This window comes from Bradyrhizobium sp. ISRA464 (genome assembly GCF_029910095.1).
GTDB lineage: Bacteria > Pseudomonadota > Alphaproteobacteria > Rhizobiales > Xanthobacteraceae > Bradyrhizobium.
This window is the reverse complement of the sequence record NZ_CP094526.1, coordinates 1,972,654-1,995,258: the sequence shown is the minus strand read 5'-3', so window position 1 is coordinate 1,995,258 and position 22,605 is coordinate 1,972,654. Positions and strand designations below refer to the sequence as shown.

Here is a 22,605-nt window from a genome sequence, read left to right as displayed (position 1 = left end):
GGCCTGAGATGCAACTCGGCATGATCGGTCTGGGGCGGATGGGCGGCAATATCGTCCGCCGCCTGATGAAGCACGGTCACACGACCGTGGTCTACGACAAGGACGCCAAGGCGGTGGCGTCGCTCGCCGCCGACAATGCCGCGCCCTCCTCGTCGCTGGAGGACTTCGTGCTCAAGCTGCAGGCGCCGCGCACCGCCTGGGTGATGCTTCCGGCGGGCAAGATCACCGAGACCACCATCGACGCCCTGTCGAAATTGATGCAGCCGGGCGACGTCATCATCGACGGCGGCAACACGTTCTGGCAGGACGACGTCCGCCGCGGCAAGGCGCTGAAGCAGCGCGGGCTGCATTACGTCGATGTCGGCACCAGCGGCGGCATCTGGGGCATCGAGCGCGGCTACTGCATGATGATCGGCGGCGACAAGGCCGTGGTCGACCGGCTCGACCCGATCTTCAAGGCACTGGCGCCCGGCCTCGGCGACATCCCGCGCACGCCCGGCCGCGAGGGCCGGGATCCCCGCATCGAGCAGGGCTATATCCACGCTGGTCCCGTGGGCGCCGGACATTTCGTCAAGATGATCCATAACGGCATCGAATACGGGCTGATGCAGGCCTATGCCGAAGGTTTCGACATCCTCAAGAACGCCAACATCGAGGCGCTGCCGCCGGATCATCGCTTCGACCTCGACATTGCCGACATCGCCGAGGTGTGGCGGCGCGGCAGCGTGATCCCGTCATGGCTGCTCGATCTCACTGCGACCGCACTCGCGGAGAACCATACGCTCGACACCTACTCCGGGTTTGTCGAGGATTCCGGCGAGGGACGCTGGACCGTCAATGCGGCGGTCGACGAGGCCGTGCCGGCCGAGGTGCTGACCGCCGCGCTCTACACACGCTTCCGCTCACGCAAGGATCACACCTTCGCGGAGAAGATCCTCTCGGCGATGCGCGCAGGCTTCGGCGGCCACAAGGAGCCGCCCAAGAAGGGACAGTGAATGGCTGAAGGTCACGTACAGAAGAAACCCGACCCCTGCTCCTTCATCATCTTCGGCGCCACCGGTGATCTGACGCACCGGCTGGTGATCCCCGCCCTCTACAATCTCGCTGCCGGCAACCTGCTGCCGGACAAGTTCTGCGTCGTTGGCATTGCCCGCAAGGGCATGTCGGGCGACCAGATGACCGACAGCCTGATGCAGGGGCTGCGCAAATTCGCCACCCGTCCCGTGGACGATGCAATTGCCAAGCGGCTGTTCGAATGCGTCACCTCGATCGAAGCCGACCCGAGAGACCCTGCGTCCTTCGATGCGATGAGTGAACGGCTCGAAAAGCTCGAAAAGGCGCGCGGCACCGGCGGCAACCGGCTGTTCTATCTCGCGACCCCGCCCAACGCGTTCCTGCCGATCAGCGAGCAGCTTGGACGTACCGGAATGCTGGAAGAGAACGGCGCCTGGCGGCGATTGGTGGTGGAGAAGCCGTTCGGCACCGATCTCGCATCGGCCAAGGCGCTGAATGCCGCGCTGCTGAAGCTGATGGACGAGCATCAGATCTACCGGATCGACCACTATCTCGGCAAGGAAACCGTCCAGAACATCCTGGTATTGCGGTTTGCCAACGGCATGTTCGAGCCGATCTGGAACCGCACTCACATCGACCACGTCCAGATCACGGTCGACGAGAAGATCGGCGTCGGCCATCGCGGCAGCTTCTACGACGCCACCGGTGCGCTGCGCGACATGGTGCCGAACCACCTGTTTCAGTTGTTGTCGCTGGTGACGATGGAGCCGCCCGCGCGGTTCGATGCACATGCGGTGCGGTCGGAAAAGGCCGAAGTGCTCAGCGCGATTCAGATCCAGAGCGAGCATGACGCGCTATACAATTCGGTGCGCGGCCAGTACCGCGGCGGCAAGGTCGGCGACACCGAGATCGAGGATTATCTGAAGACACCCGACGTCAGGCCCGATAGCACGACCGAGACCTATGCCGCGCTGAAGCTGACGATCGACAACTGGCGCTGGGCCGGCGTGCCGTTCTATCTGCGCACCGGCAAGGCGCTCGGCATCAAGCGCACCGAGATCGCGATCAAGTTCAAGCAGGCGCCGTTCTCGATGTTCCGTAGCACGCCGGTCGACCGCCTGTCGCAGAACTATCTGGTCATCTCGACCGAGCCGACCGAGGGCATCGAGCTGCAGTTCAACACCAAGGTGCCGGGCCCGGTCATCGATATCGACGGCGTCGAAATGAAGTTCCGCTACAAGGACTACTTTAAGGCGGAGCCATCGACCGGCTACGAGACGCTGATCTACGACTGCATGATCGGCGACAACATCCTGTTCCAGCGCGCCGACAGCGTCGAGGCCGGCTGGCAGGCGGTGCAACCCTTCCTCGATGCCTGGAAGAACGCCGGCGGACGCGGCCTGCAGCCCTACAAGGCCGGCTGCGAAGGGCCGGAAGCCGCCAACGCGCTGTTGACGCGCGACGGCCGCAGCTGGCGGAAGCTCGGCTGACCATGGCAGCGGGCAGCGAGCGCAGGGTCATCGCCGTCGCCGATCCGGCGGCGCTGGCAAAGGCTGCGGCCGAGCGCGTGATCGCGCGGATCGCGGAGAACAACGGCCGGATCGCGATCTGCCTCACCGGCGGCTCCAGCCCCAAGGCGCTCTACCAGCTCTTGGCGACGCCGGAGTATCGCAGCAGGATCCCATGGGACCGCGTGGAGTGGTTCATCGGCGACGAACGCCTGGTGCCGCGCAAGGACCCGCTGCACAACATGAGCATGGCACGCCAGGCCTTTCTCGACCGTTGCGCGCCGGCCGCCAATGTCCATCCGATTGCCACTGACACGGCCGACCTCCTGGACCCGGACAAGAGTGCTGCGCTCTACGAGAACGAGCTGATGGCCTTCTACGGCGCCGAACAGCTCGATCCGGCGCGGCCGCTGTTCGACCTCGTGCTGATGGGCGTCGGCCCCGACGGCCACACCGCCTCGCTGTTTCCCGGCTACCCGGCGGTCGAGGAGACCGCGCGCTGGGTGGTCGGGGTGCCCAAAGCCAATGTCGAGCCGTTCGTGCCGCGCGTCTCGCTGACCCTGCCCGCGCTCGCCTCCTGCCGCGAGATGCTGTTCGAGATCGCGGGCCAAGGCAAGCGCGCGATCTTGACGCGACTGCTCGCGGGCGAGAACCTTCCGGCGAATCGCGCGCGATCGCAGCACGAGACCATCTGGCTCGTCGATCAGGCCGCGCTGCCGGAGGATTTTCGTGGGTGACAAGGACAGCCCCTGCGCACTGGTGGTGATGGGTGTTTCCGGCTCGGGCAAGAGCACTATCGCCGACCACCTCGCGATCAGGATCGGCTGGCGCTACGAGGACGGCGACACCTTCCACCCGCCGGGCAATGTCGCGAAGATGAGTGCGGGCCAGCCGCTGACCGACGAGGACCGCCGGCCGTGGCTGCAGGCGATCGCCGACGAGATCGACCGGACCTGCAAGGTGCGCGAACGCGCCGTGATCGCCTGCTCGGCGCTGAAGCGCACCTACCGCGACATCCTGGTGCATGGACGCGACGACGTCCGCCTCATTTTCCTCGAGGGCACGCAGGACCTGATCGCCGCACGCCTGGCCGCGCGCAAGGGCCATTTCATGCCGCCCGCTCTTCTCACCAGCCAGTTCAGGACGCTGGAACCGCCGACCGCCGATGAGCGCCCGATCGTGGTCGCGATCGACCGCACGGTCGACACCATTGTCGAAGACATTGTCAGCCAACTCAACCTGGACCGCCCATGACCCGTATCGACCTTGTCGTGTCCGACGTCGACGGCACGCTCCTGACCAAGGACAAGATCCTGACCGATGGCGCCAAGGCCGCCGTGCGCAGGCTGCACGATGCCGGGATCGGCTTCACCATCGTTTCCAGCCGGCCGACCATCGGGATGGACTTCCTGGTCGCGCCGCTCGCCATCACACTGCCGATCGGGGCCTTCAACGGCTCTTCGATCGTCGATGCGGAGCTCAAGCCGGTCGAGCAGCACCTGATCCCGCCTGCGATCGTCAAGCGCAGCATCGACCTGCTCCGCGACCGCGGCATCGACATCTGGCTGTTCACCAACGACCGCTGGCTGACGCGCAATCCCGACGGCGAATACGTCGCGCATGAGCAGCGCACGATCAAGCACGATCCGACCATCGTGCCGGATTTTGCGCCCTATCTCGAACGGACCTGCAAGATCGTCGGCGCGAGCTCGGACGCCGCCCTGCTTCAGCGTTGCGAGGCCGAGATGCAGCAGGCGGTCGGCAACCAGGCGCTGGCAGTCCGCTCGCAAACCTACTATCTCGACATCACGCCGCCCGGCCACGACAAGGGCACCTTCGTCGAGACCATCGCCAAACGCGTCGGCGTGCCGCTCGCGAACGTCGCGACGATCGGCGACATGCAGAACGATCTCGCCATGTTCGCAAAGAGCGGCGTCTCCTTCGCGATGGGCAATGCGAGCGACGACGTGAAGGCGCGCGCCACAAACGTCACCGACAGCAACGAGCATGACGGCTTCGCGCGCGCGATGGACGTCGTGCTGAGGACCGGCCGCTAGATCGATAGATCGATTCTATTTCGAGCGTTGCATCGCCGGCTTCCCCGCCTCCGCCATGGCCTCGCTGAGGTTGTGCGCGGTGTTGATCAGCGCGATATGGGTCAGAGCCTGCGGGAAGTTGCCGGTCTGCCGGCCGGCGCCGGAATCGAACTCCTCCGCGAGCAGGCCGAGGTCGTTGGCGACGGCCACCACCCGGTCGAACATGATCTGCGCCTTGTCAAGATCGCCCGCCAGCACATGGGCGTCGGCGAGCCACAGGCTGCAGGCAAGGAACGCCCCCTCGATCGGCTGCGTCTCGTCGGACACCTCGCGCGGATCATGGCGCAGCACAAAGCCGTCGCGCATCATGTATCTTTCGATCGCATCGATCGTGCCGCGGACACGCGGATCGGTCGGCGGTAGGAAGCCGACCGCCGGCAGCAGCAGAATGCTGGCATCGAGCAGCTTCGAGCCATAGCTTTCGACAAAGCTGTTGAGGTCGCGGTCAAAGCCGTTCTGGCAGACGTCGCGGTGGATGGCTTCGCGCAACACCCGCCACTTGACCAGAGGCGCCTTGAAGCCGAACCGCTCCGCGCTCTTGATGGCGCGATCGAAGGCGACCCAGGTCATGACCTTGGAGAAGACATAGTGCCTGGGTTCGCCGCGGCGCTCCCAGATGCCGTGATCCGGCTTGTCCCACACATCGGCGAGATGATCGATCACCGTGCATTCCAGCGACCAGTTCTCCTCGCCGAGCTTGAGCTGGGCCATGCGGGATTGGTGGAAGGCATCGATCAATTCGCCGTAGACATCAAGTTGCAGCTGCGCATGCGCGGCGTTGCCGATGCGCACCGGCTGGGCCCCTTCATAGCCCGGCAGCCATCCGGCCTCCCATTCAAGGAGCCGGCGCTGGCCCATGATGCCGTACATGATCTGCATGTCTGCCGGCGTTCCGGCCACCGCCCGCTGCAGCCAGCTGTGCCAGGCCGCCGCTTCCTCGGTATAGCCCGAGTTCATCAGCGCCAGCAGCGTGAAGGTGGCATCGCGCAGCCAGCAGAATCGGTAGTCCCAGTTGCGCGCGCCCGCGAGCTTTTCCGGCAATGAGGTGGTCGGCGCCGCGACGATGCCGCCGGTCGGCCGGAACGTCAGGGCCTTCAGCGTGATCAGCGAGCGGATGACGAGGGCGCGGTTGACACCGTGATAGCTGCACCGGTTGCACCATTCGGTCCAGTAGTCCTCGGCATCCTTCAGTGCCGCTTCCAGGTCGATCGGCTCCGGGACCGGAAGATGCGACGGGCCGTAGGTCAGCACGAAGGGGATCGTCTCCCCCTCACCGACCTCGAAGTCGGCCACCGTGGTGAGGTCCTCGCCGCGGGTTTCGACCTGAGTGCGCAGCACGATCATGTCCTGCCCGCAGATCGCGAGCAGCCCCGGCCCATCCGGATTCCTCCTCACCCAGGGCACATCGATCCCGAGGCCGAAGCGGATCACCAGGTCCAGGCGCATCTTGACCCGGCCGCTGATCCCGCGGACGAGGCGGACCACGTCGGAGGCCTTGCCGCGGGGCGGCATGAAATCGATCAGCACGACCACGCCACGATCCGTCTCGAACCGCGTCTCCAGGATCAGCGTATTGTCCCGGTAGCGGCGCGACGTCCCGGTGATCCCGCCTGCGGGCGATATCCGCCAGCGGCCATGCCTCGACGTACCGAGCAGCGCCGCGAAACAGGCATCGGAATCGAAGTTCGGCCAGCACAGCCAGTCGATCGATCCGTCGCGGCCGACCAGCGCCGCGGTCTCGCAGTCCCCGATCAGTCCATAATCTTCGATCCGCGAGGCCAAGTGCTGCGCTCCGCTTTAGCTTGCGCGCGACCGCTCGCGGGTCGCACGCTTGAGCGCTTCGAGGTCGATCGCCGACGACAGATGCTCGATCGAGACCGGAAGCCGCCGCCGCCAGTTCGGATGTTCGTAGACGGTGCCTGGAATATTGGGCTGCTCGACCAGGCCGAGCAGATCCTCCATCGAAACCGCCGTCATCCGCGATCGGGTCCGCGCCAGGAAGCTCACCACCGAATAGAAATCGTGGTTGTGGATGTCGTGCCGGCGCAGCACATCGTCGAACTGGCCGAGTGCGTGCCAGCGTCCCTCGTCGGTTTCCCCGGGATCGATCCCAAGCGCGCGCTTGGTCTTGAGATCGCTGAAGGAGCGCCAGCCGGCATAGGTCGAGAGGTCGTGGGTGTTGAAGGTGACGAGCGCATCGGCGAGGTAATAGTCGGCGTTACGGAAGGCACCCCGCTCGTCGGTTTCGAATATCATCACGAGGTAGGACCAGATGCCCCAGCCATTCATCTGCTCGCGAAACCCCTCCGGCACGGTGCCCAGATCCTCGCCGATCACGACGCAGCGATTGGCCACGCTCTCCTGTGCGGTCGCCGCCAGCAGCGCCTCGAACGGCATCAGCACATAGGCGCCGTTGGCGGGGCCGAAGCCCCGCGGCACGAGATAGAGCCGCTTCAGTCCGAACGCGTGGTCCAGCCTGACGGCGCCGGCATGCCGCATCGCGGCGCGCAGCATCTGCCTGAACGGCTCGAAGGAGCGCAGTTCGAGGCCTGCGGCATTGAAGCCGGCGAGCCCCCAGTCCTGACCGGCGGTGTTGAGCGGATCCGGCGGCGCACCGACGCCGAGGTGGCGCGAGATCGCGGTCTGCTCGTTCCATGCGTCGAAGCCGTCCGACTGCACGCCGACGGCGACGTCGAGATAGAGCCCGACGCGCATGCCGAGCTTGTGCGCGAGCGCCTGGCAGGCGCCGAGCTGGCGATCGGCGATCCACTGCACGAATTCGACGAACTCGACCTCGGCGGCGGTGTCATGTGCCCTGCACAACTTCGCGCATGCCGTGTCGTTGGGTTGCCGCCATTCATCCGGCCATTCCCACCACGGCGTTTTGAATTTGTGCCTGACGACCTCGAAGCAGGCGAAGTGCGACAGGAGCGCGCCCTGTTCGCTGCGATAGGTCTCGAAATCCTGCCAGCGGCCAAGGCCTGGATTGACCTTGAAGGTTGCGAAGGCCGCGCGCAGCGCGCGCCACTTCAGCGCAGCGACCGCAACATAATCGACCATGTCGCGGGTGCGGAGCTGCGCCAGTGCGGCCTGCGTCTCCGCATCGATCCGGAACTCGGGAATGGCTTCGACGTCAATGTACAGCGCGTTGAGGAACAGCCGGCTGTTCGGCGAGTAAGGGCTGCAATCGCCGGGCCGATCGTCGAACAATGCGTGCAGCGGATTGAGCCCGATACCGTCGGCGCCGACCTGATGGGCGAATTCGAGCAACTGATGCAGGTCGGTGAAGTCGCCGATGCCCCAGTTGCGCGCGGAGCGGACGCCATAGAGCTGCACGGCGATCACCCAGCAACGATCGAAGTCGCCGCCAAAGGCCCCTTCCGGCGCAACCAGCAGCGGCACCTCTTCGCTCGTGCCGGACGCATCCGACAGGTGCAGGCGATGCACGCCTCCGGGCAGATCGGCCGGCCAAGCCACGCTCCGGTCGCGCGCCTCGCCTTGCGCGAGCACGCCGGAGCCATTCGTGACCTTCCACTGCACCGGAAGCCGGGCGACTTCCGACAGCTCCGTTCGCGGGGCGCGACCGGCGCGAATGACCACCGGATCGGCGATGAGCCGGCGCGGTGTCTGGGGCGGCAGCGCATCGAGAATCGCCGAGAGCGCCGCAGGCGTCGTCACACGGCGGTGACCACTGCCATCGATATATTCAGTCTGGATTCCCAGGGTTCTGGCTTTGGCGTAAAGGTCCATTCGGCACGCTGCTTGCTTGCAACGACATTTCGCTCGTTGCTAAATTGTCCAGATAAAGGAAAGGGATAGACGATGCTCAACGCTCTACCCCGCCTCGCGTTCCCACCGGGAACCAATGCCCGGCGAGCGACTTTCTATATGGGTCTGGCGCGCCTCCTTCCCGCCGCCGGGACGTCATTTGCATGTTCGATGGCGGCATCACCGTGACCAAAACTGCCCGACCTGTCGAGAGTGCCAACGGCACTTTTCATATCACCGACGTCTATCCGTCGGTCGATTGCGGCCGTTTTCCGGTCAAGCGCATTGTGGGCGAACCCGTTGAGGTGTGGGCTGACATTTACCGCGACGAACATCACGTGATTGCCGCCACACTGGTGTGGCGGCATGACGGCGACGACGAATGGCAGCACGCGCCGATGACGCTGCACAGCGATGATCGCTGGGGCGGCGCCTTCGTTCCTGATCGGCCCGGCCGTTACACGTTCGCGATCGAGGCGTGGACCGACGAATTCGCCAGCTGGCGGCAGCGCTTCGAGCAGAAGCAGAAGAGCAACAGCGACCTCACGCTGGATGCGATCGAAGGCGCGGGCATGCTGACCCAGGCGCAGGCGGGGGGTCCGGCGGCAGCTGCCGTGATCATCAGGCAATGCGAAATCTACCTGCAGACCGGTGAGGCCGGCGCGCTGCTCGCGCCGGAATTGAAGGAGGCGATGGAAGGCAGCCAGTTTCGTTCCGATGTAACTCGATCTCAGCTATTTCCCCTGATCGCCGACCGGCCGCGGGCGCGCTATGGCGCCTGGTATCAGATGTTTCCGCGCAGCCAGGGCAAGGTGCCCGGCGCGCATGCGACCTTCCACGACTGTATCGCGCGACTGCCCGACATCGCCGCGATGGGTTTCGACGTCGTCCTGCTCGCGCCGATCCACCCCATTGGACGCGAGCACCGCAAGGGCCGCAACAATACGGCAACCGCGCAGCCCGGCGATCCCGGCAGCCCCTACGCGATCGGCACGGCGGATGGCGGCCACGACACCGTACACCCTGAACTCGGCACGTTAGAGGATTTTCGTGCCTTCGTCGCAGCCAGCCGGACGCATGACATGGAGGTCGCGCTCGACTTCACCGTGCAGTGCTCGCCTGAACACCCCTGGCTGAAGCAGCATCCGCAATGGTTCAAGCGACGCCCGGACGGATCGATGCGCCCTGCCGAGGACGGGCCGCGACGAGACGATGCCGTCGATCCCGACTTCGCAAGCGAGGACGCTGCTGCGTTGTGGCAGTCGCTGCGTGACGTAGTCCTGTTCTGGGTCGACCAGGGCGTCAGGATTTTCCGGGTCGACAATCCGCACACCAAGCCCCTGGGCTTCTGGGAATGGCTGATCCGCGAGGTGCAGCGTCACGATCCCGGGGTCATCTTCCTGGCGGGCGCCTTGGTGCGGCCGAAGCTGATGAAGGGCCTGGCAAAGCTCGGCTTCACGCAGTCCTATACGTACTTCGCCTGGCGCACGCTGCGCTGGGAGCTCGAGCGGTATCTCGGCGAATTGATCTCCCATCCCGAGCGCGACTTCTTTCGGCCGAATTTCTTCGTCAACACGCCCGACATCCTGCCCTTCCACCTGCAAAGCGGCGAATCCTGGATGTTCAAGTCGCGTCTCGCGCTCGCCGCGACGCTGTCGAGCAATTACGGCATCTACAGCGGCTTCGAGCTGCTGGAGCATGCCCCGGTCCCCGGCCGGGAAGAATATCTCAACGCCGAGACATACGAGATCAGGGTTCGGGACTGGGAACAGCCCGGGAACATCAGGCCGTATGTCGCGGCCCTCAACCGGATCAGGCGCGGCAATTCAGCGCTGCAACAGACGAGCAATTTGCGCTTTATCGGCGTCGAGGACGGCAATGTGATCGGCTTTGTCAAGGAGTCCGTCGATCAGACCAATGTGATCGCGGCCGTGATCGCATTGTCACCCGATGTGCACGACATCTGGCTTCCACTCGGGGACACCAGGGTCGGCCCTGGCGATGCGCGCCGTCCGGTCGCTGCCGTGGAAGACCTCGTCACCGGCGAGCGTCATACACTCGAATGGGGAGGTGTACGCCTGCATATTGATCCCGAGCGCGATCCCGCGCGGCTGCTGTGCTGCGTGGCCTGAAGGAGCCGTCATGAACGTATTCTCCACCGTCGATACCAAGGTGAAGATCGCGACCGAGACCGCGGACGAGCTCTGGTACAAGGACGCCATCATCTATCAGCTTCACGTCAAGGCGTTTGCCGACAGCAACAATGACGGCATCGGCGACTTCGCAGGCCTGACGGAAAAGCTGCCCTATCTGCAGGAACTCGGCGTCACCACGCTGTGGCTGCTGCCGTTCTATCCCTCGCCCGGCCGCGACGACGGTTACGACATCGCCGACTATGGCGACATCAACGCCGATTTCGGGACGATGAAGGATTTCAAGCGCTTCATCCAGGAGGCGAAAAAGCGCGGCCTCCGCGTCATCACCGAGCTCGTCGTCAATCACACCTCGGACCAGCACGCCTGGTTCAAGCGCGCGCGCCGCAGCCCGCCGAACTCGAGCGCGCGGAGCTGGTACGTCTGGAGCGATACCGACCAGAAATATCCGGGCACCCGGATCATCTTCACAGATACCGAGAAGTCCAACTGGACCTGGGATCCGGAGGCCGGCCAGTTCTACTGGCACCGTTTCTTCTCGCATCAGCCGGACCTGAATTTCGACAATCCGCGCGTGGTGCGCGCGATCGTGCAGGTGATGAAGCGCTGGCTCGACACCGGCGTCGACGGGTTCCGGCTCGATGCCATTCCCTATCTCTGCGAGCGCGACGGCACCAACAACGAGAACCTGCCGGAGACGCACGCCATCATCAAGCAGCTCCGGCAGGAGCTCGACGCCTACGCCAAGGGCAAGGTCCTGCTGGCCGAGGCCAATCAGTGGCCGGAGGACGTGCAGGAGTATTTCGGCCATGGCGACGAATGCCACATGGCCTATCACTTCCCGCTGATGCCGCGCATCTACATGGCGATCGCGCAGGAAGACCGCTTTCCGATCACCGACATCCTGCGGCAGACGCCCGACATCCCCGCCGCCTGCCAGTGGGCGCTGTTCCTGCGCAATCACGACGAGCTGACGCTGGAAATGGTGACCGACGTCGAGCGCGACTATCTGTGGTCGACCTATGCCAACGATCCGCGCGCGCGGATCAATGTCGGAATCCGCCGGCGGCTTGCGCCCTTGATGGACAATGACCGGCGCAAGATCGAGCTGATGAACTCGCTGCTGCTCTCCTTCCCGGGCACGCCGATCATCTACTACGGCGACGAGATCGGCATGGGCGACAACATCTATCTCGGCGACCGCAACGGCGTGCGCACGCCGATGCAGTGGTCGCCGGACCGCAACGGCGGCTTCTCGCGTGCCGACCCCGCGCGGCTCTACGCGCCGATGATCATGGATCCGGTCTACGGCTACGAGGCCGTCAACGTCGAGGCGCAGTCGCGCAGCCTGTCGTCCCTGCTCTCTGCGACCAAGCGGCTGATCGCGGTGCGCAAGTCGACGCTGGCGTTCGGGCGCGGCACCATGACATTCATCCGCCCGGAGAACCGCTCGGTGCTCGCCTATGTGCGCCAGTACCAGGGCGAGGCGATCCTGTGCGTTGCCAACCTGTCGCGCTCGGCGCAGGCGACCGAGCTTGACCTCTCCGCCTTCAAGGACCGCATTCCGCTGGAGATGCTCGGACGGACCCGCTTCCCGGCGATCGGCGAGCTGCCCTATATGATCACGCTCGCGCCCTACGGCTTCTACTGGTTCCAGCTGCAGGAACGCGACAAGTCCGAGCCGGTGCCCCCGCGCGCAGTGCCGGAGTTCGAGACGCTGGTGGTGCCGCTCAATTCCACCTGGACCTCCCTGGCACGCACTCGCGGCGTGTTCGAGCACGACGTGCTGCCCGGCCACCTCGCCCGCACGCGGTGGTACCCCGAGCATTCCGCCAGGGCGATCCAGCCAACGCTGACGTCCGCGATCCCGTTCTGCGACATCGGCGACAACCGGCCCTGGCTGATCTTCTTCGAAACCACGGAGCGCGGCACGACCAGTCGCTACGTTCTGCCGATGCAGATCGAATGGGTGCGCTTCGACCGCGAGCGCTACAACCCGCGCGCCTTCGCCGCCGTGCGGCAGGGCGCCCGCGAGGGCACGCTGCTCGACGTCGCCACCGACCAGATTTTCACCGGACTGTTCCTGCGCAATCTGCGGGAAAATCTGACCGTCGACGAAGGCCAGCAGGGCCTGAAGCTCGAATTCCGGCCGACCAGCCGTTTCGCCGACAGGCCGGTCCGGCAGCCGGAGCACATTCGCGTCTTCGAGAACGATCAGCCGCACTCAACCGCGCTGGTCGACAACGAATATGTCACCAAGATCTACCGGAAGCTCGAGGTCGGCATCAATCCGGAGATCGAAATGAGCCGCTTCCTCACCGAAGTGATCGGTTTCCCGAACACTCCCGCTTTGCTCGGCACGGCCGAACTGATCGAGGGCGACAAGCGCAGCGCCATCGCGGTTCTGCATGCCATGGTCGTCAATCAGGGCGACCTCTGGACGGTTGGGGTCGCGCATTTGGATCGCCTTGTCGAAAAGCAACGCTTGCTCGCGGCGAGCGAAGACCCGGTAGAGAACGGCGATCAAGCAACCTATCTGCGCCACATGTCGCAGGCCGGCAAGCGCCTCGCCGAGTTGCATCTCGCGCTCGCCAGCAACAGGGACCTGCCGGACTTCGCGCCCGAGCCGACCCGGCCCGAGGACCTGCAGCGCTGGAACGACGAGATCATGGCGCGCGCCGAGCGCGTGTTCGACACGCTGACGCAACGCCGCGACAGCCTGAAGGAGGCCGACCGGTTGCTGGCCGACCAGTTGCAGGCGCAGCACGATACGCTGCCCGATAGGCTCAAGGCCCTGCTGCCGCGCGAGACCGAAGGGCTCAACATCCGCCATCATGGCGACCTGCATCTTGGCCAGCTACTGGTCGTCAAGGACGACGTGTTCATCATCGATTTCGACGGTGGCCCGGGCCGCACGATCGCCGAGCGCCGCCGCAAGGCGCCGGCCGCACGCGACGTCGCGGGCCTGATCCGCTCGATCGATTATGCGATGACAGCCGCGCTGGAACGCGCGCTCAAGGTCGCGCCGGACGAGAGCGGCAGGTTGAGCATCGCGCTGGGCGAATGGCGCGATCGGGCAACGGACGCTTTCCTCGCAGGCTATCGCGAGGCGATGGCCGGCCAGCGCCTGTGGCCTGCCGACGCCAAGGCGGCTGACCGCCTGCTCAGCTTTTTCCTGCTTGAGAAAGCCCTCTACGAGATCGAATATGAGCTCGCCAATAGGCCGGATTGGCTGCGGATTCCGCTGGCCGGCTTGTTGAGAATCCTGGCGGAACAGCCGCATGAGGTTGCATGAGCAAACTGCCTGCCGAGGCCTATGCCATCATCGAGGGCCGCCACTCGGATCCCTTTCACTATCTCGGCCTCCACGTCGAGGGGGACCGCAACGTCGTGCGCGCCTTCCTGCCGGACGCCAGCAATGTCGAAGCGATCGGTGAGCATGGCGAGACGGCGCCGCTCACGCGGATTCATGACGCAGGGCTGTTCGCCGGCCCACTGCCCAACGGCTCCACGCGCTATCAGCTCCGTGCGCGCTTCGGCGACAAGGTCGTCGAGTTCGAGGACGCCTACAGGTTTCCGCCGATCCTGAGCGACTTCGATCTCTATCTGCTCGGCGAAGGCACGCATCTCCGCATCTACGATACGCTCGGCGCGCACCCGATGACGCTGGATGGCGTCGACGGCATCGGCTTCGTGCTGCTGGCGCCGAACGCGCGGCGCGTTAGCGTGGTCGGTGACTTCAACTTCTGGGATGGCCGGCGGCACCCGATGCGGGTCCGCGGCGTCGGCTATTGGGAGTTGTTCATCCCGCGTGCGCGCATCGGCGACCACTACAAGTTCGAGATCATCGGACAGAACGGCCAGCATCTGCCGTTAAAGTCGGATCCACTAGCCTTCGCGGCCGAGGTCCGCCCGAAGACCGCATCGATCGTGTTCGACGAACGCACCATCCCGCGTCCGCGCCCGGCCCCCGACGCCGTCAATGCGCTGCGATCGCCGGTCTCGATCTACGAGGTCCATCTCGGCTCCTGGCGGCGCAAGGGTCGCAACGAGTGGCTGACCTATCGCGACATGGCGGAACAGCTTCCCGGCTATATCAGGGATATGGGTTTCACGCATGTCGAGTTCCTGCCCGTCACCGAACATCCGTTCGACGGCTCCTGGGGCTACCAGCCGACCGGCCTGTTCGCGCCGACCAGCCGCTTCGGTTCGCCGGACGACTTCGCGGCGCTGGTGAATGCCTGCCATCGCGAGGGGCTGGGCGTGCTGCTCGACTGGGTCCCCGGGCATTTTCCCGACGACCCGCACGGGCTCGGCCGTTTCGACGGCACCGCCCTCTATGAGCACGCCAACCCGCTGCAGGGCCGCCATCTCGACTGGGGCACGCTGATCTACAATTACGGGCGCACCGAGATCACCAATTTCCTGGTGTCGAATGCGCTGTTCTGGCTCGACCGTTACGGCGTCGACGGGTTGCGCGTCGATGCGGTCGCCTCGATGCTCTACCTCGACTACAGCCGCCCCGCCGGCGGCTGGATCCCGAACAAGTATGGCGGCCGCGAGAACATTGAGGCCATCGACTTCCTGCGCCGCTTCAACACCGAGGTGTTCGCGCACTTCCCTCAGGCGACGACCGCGGCGGAAGAGTCGACCGCATGGCCGCAGGTATCGCGGCCGGTCGAATATGGCGGGCTCGGCTTCGGCTACAAGTGGAACATGGGCTGGATGCACGACACGCTGAAATACATCGGCAAGGATCCCATCCACCGCAAATATCATCACGGCGACATCCTGTTCGGTCTGCACTACGCTTTCTCGGAAAACTTCATCCTGCCGCTGTCGCATGACGAGGTCGTGCACGGCAAGCGTTCGATCCTGGGACGCATGCCCGGCGACGACTGGCAGCGCTTCGCCAATCTTCGCGTCTACTACAGCTTCATGTTCGGGCACCCCGGCAAGAAGCTGATGTTCATGGGCTGCGAATTCGGCCAGGAGCGCGAGTGGGACCACGATCACTCGCTGGACTGGCACCTGCTGGAACAGCCGCGACATTCCGGCGTCCAGAATCTGGTCCGCGACCTCAACCGCCTTTATCGCGCACTGCCGGCGCTGCACGAGCTCGACTGCGATCCGGCCGGCTTCGAATGGGTTGTTACCGACGACGCCGACAACAACGTGTTCGCCTGGATTCGCAAGGGCAGCGGCGAGCGGGCCCGCTGCCTTGTGGTCGCGAACTTCTCGCCCAACGTCTATCGCAACTACCGTGTCCGCGTGCCGTTCGCTGGCAAATGGCGCGAAGTGCTCAATTCGGACTCGGCGCATTACGGCGGCAGCAATGTCGGCAATGTCGGCGAGGTCCGTGCCTCGGAGGGCGACGCGCCCGAGCTGAGCCTGACCATTCCGCCGCTGGCTGCGATCTTTCTCGTACCGGAAAGCTGATCCATGCGACTGACCGAGGGGACGTCCTCGCGGCTTGGTGCAAGCTGGGACGGCAGGGGCACCAATTTTGCGCTGTTCTCCGCCAATGCGGAGAAGGTGGAGCTGTGCCTGTTCGACGGTCAGGGCCGCCGCGAGCTCGAGCGGATCGAACTGCCGGAGCGCACCGAGGACGTCTGGCACGGCTATCTCAACGATGTCTCGCCGGGCCAGCTCTACGGCTATCGTGTCTACGGGCCCTACGCGCCGGAGCGCGGCCACCGCTTCAATCCCAACAAGCTGCTGCTCGATCCCTATGCCAAGCGGCTCGCCGGGCGGCTGGTGTGGAGCGACGCGCACTTCGCCTACCGCACCGGCAGCGCGCGCGAGGACCTTTCCTTCGACCGGCGCGACAACGCCCGCGGCATGCCGAAGGCGGTGGTGGTCGACGAGACCTTCAACTGGGGCCGCCGCGAGATCCGGCCGCAGATTCCCTGGGAAGACACCATCATCTATGAAGCCCACGTCAAGGGCTTGACGCAGAGGCGCGAGGACGTGCCGCCGGGCCTGCGCGGCACCTATGGAGGGCTATCGTCGCCCGCGATGATCGACCACCTCAAGCGGCTCGGCGTCACCACGATCGAGCTGTTGCCGATCCACGGACTGATCGACGACCGCATCCTGATCGAGAAGAAGCTGGCGAATTACTGGGGCTACAACACAATCGCCTTCTTCGCGCCAGAGGCGCGCTACGCGCAGGACAATGCGCTCGACTCCTTCCGCACCACGGTGGCACGGCTGCACGACGCCGGCATCGAGGTGCTGCTCGACGTCGTCTACAACCACACTGCCGAGGGCAACCATATGGGCCCGACGCTGTGCTTCCGCGGCATCGACAACGCCTCCTATTACTGGCTGAACCGCGAGAACCCGCGCTACTACGATGACTTCACCGGCTGCGGCAGCTCAGTCAACCTCACCCATCCGCGCGTGATGCAGATGGTGATGGACTCGCTGCGCTACTGGGTCGAGGTCTGCCATGTCGACGGCTTTCGCTTCGACCTCGCCACCACGCTGGCGCGCGGGCCGAACGGTTTCGACCGCGGGCACCCGTTCCTGACCGCGGTGCGCCAGGACCCGGTGCTGGCGACCGTGAAGCTCGTCGCCGAGCCCTGGGATCTCGGCCTCGGCGGCTACCAGGTCGGCGCGTTTCCGTCGCAATGGTCGGAATGGAACGATCGCTATCGCAGCGCGATGCGACGCTACTGGAGCGGCGAAGGCAGTCTGATCGGCGATATCTCGAGCCGCATGACCGCCTCCTCGGACCTGTTTCACCACGATAACCGCGCGACCCGCGCCAGCGTCAACCACATCACCGTGCATGACGGCTTCACGCTCGCCGACCTGTTCAGCTACAACGAGAAGCACAACGAAGCCAACGGCGAGGATAATCGCGACGGCTCGAACGACAATCACAGCAACAATTGCGGCCATGAGGGCCCGACCGACGATCCCAAGATCAACGCGCTGCGCCGCCAGCTCAGGAAGAATGCGCTAGCCTGCCTGCTGCTCGCGCAGGGCACGCCGCTGATCCTGGCCGGCGACGAGGTCGCGAACACGCAAGCCGGCAACAACAACGCCTATTGCCAGGACAACGAGACCGGCTGGATCGGCTGGGTGAATCTCGGCAGCGAGGACGACTTCACCGGCTTCATCGCGCATCTGACCGGGCTACGCCGCCGCTTCAGGCAGATCCGCTGCCAGCGCTGGCTCGACGGCCGCCGCACCGACGGCAGCTACGGCGTGCTGTGGCTGACGCCCGCATCGGAAGATATGAAGGAGTCCGACTGGAAATTCCCCGAAGGCCGCTTCCTCTCCTATGTGCTCGGGCCGATGGAACCAGGACAGGCGCCGATCTTTATCGTGCTGAATGCCGCCCCCGAGGAGATCCTCTTCAAAATGCCGGTTATGAAAGACATCAGAGCCTGGGAGCAGGTTCTGAACACAACCGAGACGGTGCAGATGCCCGAGCAATTCGCCGGCGGCGCCGACACCAAGGCGCCGCCACGCTCGGTGCTCGCGTTTGCGGGGGTCGCATGAATGCGCAGCATTTCGGTCCGCAGCTGACATCCGACGGCGCGCGCTTTCGGCTGTGGGCGCCGGCGGCAAAGCGCGTCGACCTCCTGCTCGAGAAGCCCCATGCGCTCACACGTGACGCAGGCGGCTGGTACGTCGCCGAGATACCGGGCGCAGGGGTCGGCACGCGCTACAAATTTCGCATCGATGACGAGGTCGACGTCCCCGATCCGGCCTCCGCGTTCCAGCCGGATGACGTGTTCGGCCCGAGCGAGGTGATCGATCACGCGGCCTTCAAATGGCGCGCGACGGGATGGCGCGGGCGGCCCTGGCATGAAGCCGTCATTCTCGAGGCTCATGTCGGCACCTTCACGCCCGAGGGCACCTATCGTGCCATGATCGACAAGCTCGATCATCTTGTCGCGACCGGCATCACCACGCTGGAATTGATGCCGCTCGCGGATTTCGCAGGCCGCCGCAACTGGGGCTATGATGGCGTGTTGTGGTACGCCCCCGACAGCGCCTATGGACGCACCGACGACCTGAAGACGCTGATTGACGAGGCGCATCTGCGCGGCCTGATGGTGATGCTCGACGTGGTCTACAATCACTTCGGGCCCGAGGGGAATTACCTCGGCCGCTATGCACCCTCATTCTTCAGCGATGCACACACGCCATGGGGCAGCGCGATCGATTATCGCGTACCCGAAGTGCGCGCCTTCGCGATCGGCAACGCATTGAACTGGCTGCGCGACTATCGCTTCGACGGGCTGCGGCTCGATGCCGTCAACACCATTGTGGAAGCCGGCGAAGTCTCCGTCCTGCACGATCTCAGCGACGCGGCAGGACGCCTCGCCGCGGAGACCGGACGGCATATCAACCTCGTGCTCGAAAACGGCGATAACATCGCAAGCCTGCTGGACGCCACGGAGGACCCGCCGCGCGGCAAGTACCGCGGACAGTGGAACGACGATTATCACCACGCCTGGCACGTGATCCTGACCGGCGAAACGCAGGGCTATTACGGCGACTATCGGCGCGCGCCGAAGCAGGATCTGGCGCGTGCGCTGGCCTCCGGCTATGTCTATCAGGGCGAGGTCTCGACCTTCTGGGGCGGCAAGGCCCGCGGCGAGCCGAGCGGCGCGCTGTCGCCGACCTGCTTCATCAACTTCCTGCAGAACCACGACCAGATCGGCAACCGGCCGCTGGGCGATCGTCTCGTGAGCGTCGCAAAGCCGGAAGCGGTCGCGGCCGCGCTGGCGGTCACGCTGATCGCGCCAACGACGCCGATGCTGTTCATGGGCGAGGAATGGGGCGCGACGTCACCGTTTCCGTTCTTCTGCGATTTCAAGGGCGATCTGGCCAACGCGGTTCGCAAGGGCCGGCGCAAGGAGTTCGCCTGGGCCTACGCGAAATATGGCGACGACATTCCAGATCCGCTCGCCGACGACACCCTGCGATCGGCCGTGCTTGACTGGACGGCCCTCGACCACAGCCCGGGCCGCGCGCGGCTGGCACTGGTGCGCGACCTGCTCGCCGTCCGCCGCCGCGAGATCGCGCCGCGGCTCGCGGCCGCTCGCTTCGGCGATGCTCGCATCACGGGCGATCTGCTGACCGCACATTGGACGATGGGCGATGGGAGCACCCTGCAGCTTGCGGTCAACCTGTCGGACCGGGAGATCGCAAGCGCGGTTCAGCCGACGGGACGCCTGATCTGGGGTCATGCATCGTCGGACCGCATCGCGCCGTGGTCGGTGCGCTGGCACATCGGATAGCACAATGCCTCCGGCGATCCCGATCGCGACATACCGCCTGCAGCTCACCGCCGATTTCAATTTCGATGCCGCCGCGAACGTCGTGCCGTATCTGAAGGCGCTCGGCATCAGCCACCTCTATGCGTCGCCCTTCATGAAGGCACGCAAGGGGTCGACGCACGGCTATGACGTCGTCGACCACACCAAATTCAATCCGGAGCTCGGCGGTGAGGAGGGTTTTGCCCGGCTGAGCGACGCGCTGAAGCAGAACGGTCTCGGCCTGATCCTCGACTTCGTGCCGAACCATGTCGGCGTGCATTTCGCCGACAATCCATGGTGGCTCGACGTGCTGGAATGGGGTCCGCTGTCGCCGCACGCGGTCTCTTTCGACATCGACTGGGACCAGCTGCCCTTTCGCGCGCGCGGCGGCGTGTTGCTGCCGATCCTCGGCTCATCCTACGGGCAGGCGCTGGAGCGCGGCGAGATCGAGCTGCGCTATGACGAGCGCGAGGGCAGCTTCTCGGCGTGGTATTTTGAGCACCGGCTGCCGATCGCGCCGGACCGCTATGGCGATGTGTTGCGGACCATTGTCAGGGAAACCGCAGCCGAGGACAGCGCGGCCGGGCGGGCCATGCTCGCTCTCGCGGCACGCTACAGGGGGCTGCGTCATCCCAATCGCGCCGAGGCTCCGGCCTTCAAGGCGGAGCTGCGCGCGGTCGACGGCGGCGCCGAGATCATTACGCGCGGCCTTGCCGCCTATCGCGCCGGCGACGGCCCCACCCAGACGCTGGCGCTGCATCGGCTGATGGAACGCCAGCACTACCGGCTCGGTCACTGGCGGCTCGCCTCCAGCGACATCAATTACCGCCGCTTCTTCGACGTCAACACGCTGGCGGGCCTCAGGGTCGAGGATGCCGACACCTTCGAGGCGAGCCACAGCCTGGTGAGGCGGCTGATCGCGGAGGACCGGCTGCAGGGCCTGCGGCTCGACCATATCGACGGCCTGCGCGATCCCGCGCAATATTTCCAGCGGCTGCGCCGCCTGATCCGCTCCGCGCAAGGCGCCAAGGCAAGGCCGTTCTACATGGTGGTCGAGAAAATTCTCGGCGAGGGCGAGAAGCTGCCGAAATTCAGCGCCGTCCACGGCACCACCGGTTACGAGTGGATGAACGCGATCAGCCGGGTTCTGGTCGAAGGTAGCGGGCTTGATCCGCTCAGCGAGATCTGGCGCCAGATCAGCAACCAGTCGCCGAACCTGACCCCGGTACTGCGCGAGGCCAAGCAGCGCGTGCTCGAGACGCTGCTAACCAGTGAATTCACGGTGCTCGCGCGGCTGCTGGCGCGCATTGCCAGCGGTCACTATTCGACCCGCGACTTTTCAGCCGACAGCCTGCGGCAGGCGCTTGAGCTCTACGTGCTGCATTTCCCGGTCTATCGCACTTATCTCGCCGGTGCCGGCCCGACGGCGCACGACCGCGCGCTGATCAGCGCCGCGATCGCGCGCGCCCGTGCCGACTGGTTCGCCGCCGACGAAGGCATCTTCGACTTCTTGCGCGATGCGCTGACCATGGACCTGCTCAAGCCCGGCCGGCCGCCGCATGGCGCACCGCGGGTCCGCCGCTTCGCGCTGAAGGTGCAGCAATTCACCGGGCCGATGATGGCGAAGTCGCTGGAGGACACGACCTTCTACCGCTACCACCGCTTGCTCGCGCTCAACGAGGTCGGCGGCGATCCGGCAGCGAGCGTGCTCTCCGCCGAGCGCTTCCACGACATGATGAAGGCCCGCGCTCATGAGCTGCCGCACGGAATGACGGCGACCGCGACCCACGACACCAAGCGCGGCGAGGACGCACGCGCGCGGATCATAGCGCTCGCCGAAATTCCGGGCGAATGGACCAGCGCGGTGGCGCGCTGGAAGGTGCTGAACGCGCCGCATCTTGTGCTCGACGGCGACATGCGCGCCCCATCGGCGACGTTCGAATATATGCTGTATCAGGCTCTGCTCGGCGCCTGGGATCCGGACGACGCGTCGCTTGTCGCGCGCATCCAGGCCTATGCGCTGAAGGCGGCGCGCGAGGGCAAGCAGGAGACGAGCTGGCTCAATCCGCACGAATCCTACGAGGCCGGCGTCACGACCTTCATCGACCGGATCCTCGATCGCAAGCTTTCCCCTGAATTCCTCGATGCTCTTGATACGCTGGCGCAACGCACCGCGCTGATCGGCGCGCTGAACTCGCTCGGTCAGATCACGCTGAAGGCGACGATGCCTGGTGTGCCGGATTTCTATCAGGGCACGGAAACGTGGGACCTATCGCTGGTCGATCCCGACAACCGCCGTCCGGTCGACTTTGCCAGGCGCGCGAAGACGCTCGCGACGGTGGAACGGTCCGATTGGGACGCACTGGCGCAGAGCTGGCGCGACGGCCGCCTCAAGCTGGCATGGACACGTCACTTGCTGCGGCTGCGGAACGAGATGCCTGACGTCTTCACGAACGGCGACTACGAGCCGCTCGCGGTAAGTGGTCCGCATTGCGATCATGTCATCGCATTCGCGCGGCGCCACGGTCGCGATGCGGTCGTCGTCGCCGTCGGTCGGTGGTTCGCCCCGTTCACGCAGGGCGGGCGGGCATGGCCGCGCCCAGACTCTTTCGACGGCACAATCGATACCGCCGGACTTGCGACCGAACTTGGCAGGGACAAGCTTCCGCTCTCTGCACTGTTCGGTCACCTGCCTGTCGCGGTGCTGAAAGCGAAGGTCGCAACCAGAGCGAAGCGAGCGTCGAAGCGAGCGCACGCGGGGAGCCACTCCTAGAAGCGTAGC

13 protein-coding genes are annotated in these 22,605 nt (G+C 65.3%); 11 read left to right on the top strand and 2 right to left on the bottom strand.

Going from position 1 to position 22,605, the window contains the following annotated elements; translation table 11 throughout:
* Positions 1 to 8: 8 nt before the first annotated feature.
* From gnd to MTX19_RS09335, 5 genes are read left to right on the top strand one after another with little or no spacing between them, the layout of a single operon-like run.
* Positions 9 to 995, top strand: coding sequence for a phosphogluconate dehydrogenase (NAD(+)-dependent, decarboxylating) (gnd, locus tag MTX19_RS09355; RefSeq protein WP_280983360.1), 987 nt, complete (start codon positions 9 to 11; stop codon positions 993 to 995).
* Positions 996 to 2,504, top strand: a complete 1,509-nt coding sequence (gene zwf / locus MTX19_RS09350) for a glucose-6-phosphate dehydrogenase (RefSeq protein WP_280983359.1) — start codon at positions 996 to 998, stop codon at positions 2,502 to 2,504. It begins immediately after the preceding gene.
* A gap of 2 nt (positions 2,505 to 2,506) precedes the next feature.
* A complete protein-coding gene (gene pgl, locus MTX19_RS09345; RefSeq protein ID WP_280983358.1) occupies positions 2,507 to 3,259 on the top strand; it encodes a 6-phosphogluconolactonase in 753 nt (250 codons plus the stop codon).
* Positions 3,252 to 3,776 (top strand): gluconokinase, encoded by a 525-nt coding sequence (locus MTX19_RS09340; RefSeq protein ID WP_280983357.1) that lies wholly within the window; start codon positions 3,252 to 3,254, stop codon positions 3,774 to 3,776. The genes pgl and MTX19_RS09340 overlap by 8 nt, the downstream gene beginning before the upstream one ends.
* Positions 3,773 to 4,579, top strand: a complete 807-nt coding sequence (locus tag MTX19_RS09335) for an HAD family hydrolase (protein WP_280983356.1) — start codon at positions 3,773 to 3,775, stop codon at positions 4,577 to 4,579. The genes MTX19_RS09340 and MTX19_RS09335 overlap by 4 nt, the downstream gene beginning before the upstream one ends.
* 15 nt (positions 4,580 to 4,594) lie before the next feature.
* On the opposite strand, the gene MTX19_RS09330 is transcribed toward MTX19_RS09335, so the two are convergent.
* Together MTX19_RS09330 and malQ are read right to left on the bottom strand one after the other, a co-directional pair.
* Positions 4,595 to 6,400 carry a glycoside hydrolase family 15 protein gene (locus MTX19_RS09330; protein ID WP_280985937.1) on the bottom strand — a complete coding sequence of 602 codons (1,806 nt, stop codon included), beginning with the start codon at positions 6,398 to 6,400 and terminating at the stop codon, positions 4,595 to 4,597.
* A 15-nt stretch (positions 6,401 to 6,415) separates the two neighbouring features.
* The gene (gene malQ / locus MTX19_RS09325) at positions 6,416 to 8,368 is read right to left on the bottom strand and encodes a 4-alpha-glucanotransferase (protein ID WP_280983355.1); all 1,953 of its coding nucleotides are present in this window, start codon (positions 8,366 to 8,368) and stop codon (positions 6,416 to 6,418) included.
* A gap of 182 nt (positions 8,369 to 8,550) precedes the next feature.
* Here malQ and MTX19_RS09320 point away from each other — a divergent pair, with 182 nt between their 5' ends.
* From MTX19_RS09320 to treY, 6 genes are read left to right on the top strand one after another with little or no spacing between them, the layout of a single operon-like run.
* Complete coding sequence (locus tag MTX19_RS09320; protein ID WP_280983354.1) at positions 8,551 to 10,518, top strand: alpha-1,4-glucan--maltose-1-phosphate maltosyltransferase; 1,968 nt, start codon at positions 8,551 to 8,553, stop codon at positions 10,516 to 10,518.
* 10 nt (positions 10,519 to 10,528) lie between these two features.
* Entirely contained in the window at positions 10,529 to 13,834 is a 3,306-nt protein-coding gene (treS, locus tag MTX19_RS09315; RefSeq protein WP_280983353.1) for a maltose alpha-D-glucosyltransferase, read from the top strand.
* The gene (glgB, locus tag MTX19_RS09310; protein WP_280983352.1) at positions 13,831 to 15,978 is read left to right on the top strand and encodes a 1,4-alpha-glucan branching protein GlgB; all 2,148 of its coding nucleotides are present in this window, start codon (positions 13,831 to 13,833) and stop codon (positions 15,976 to 15,978) included. The genes treS and glgB overlap by 4 nt, the downstream gene beginning before the upstream one ends.
* A gap of 3 nt (positions 15,979 to 15,981) precedes the next feature.
* Entirely contained in the window at positions 15,982 to 18,054 is a 2,073-nt protein-coding gene (glgX, locus tag MTX19_RS09305; RefSeq protein ID WP_280983351.1) for a glycogen debranching protein GlgX, read from the top strand.
* Positions 18,051 to 19,805 (top strand): malto-oligosyltrehalose trehalohydrolase, encoded by a 1,755-nt coding sequence (gene treZ, locus MTX19_RS09300; RefSeq protein ID WP_280983350.1) that lies wholly within the window; start codon positions 18,051 to 18,053, stop codon positions 19,803 to 19,805. The genes glgX and treZ overlap by 4 nt, the downstream gene beginning before the upstream one ends.
* Positions 19,806 to 19,809: 4 nt before the next feature.
* Positions 19,810 to 22,596, top strand: a complete 2,787-nt coding sequence (gene treY, locus MTX19_RS09295; protein WP_280983349.1) for a malto-oligosyltrehalose synthase — start codon at positions 19,810 to 19,812, stop codon at positions 22,594 to 22,596.
* The last annotated feature ends 9 nt before the right edge of the window (positions 22,597 to 22,605 follow it).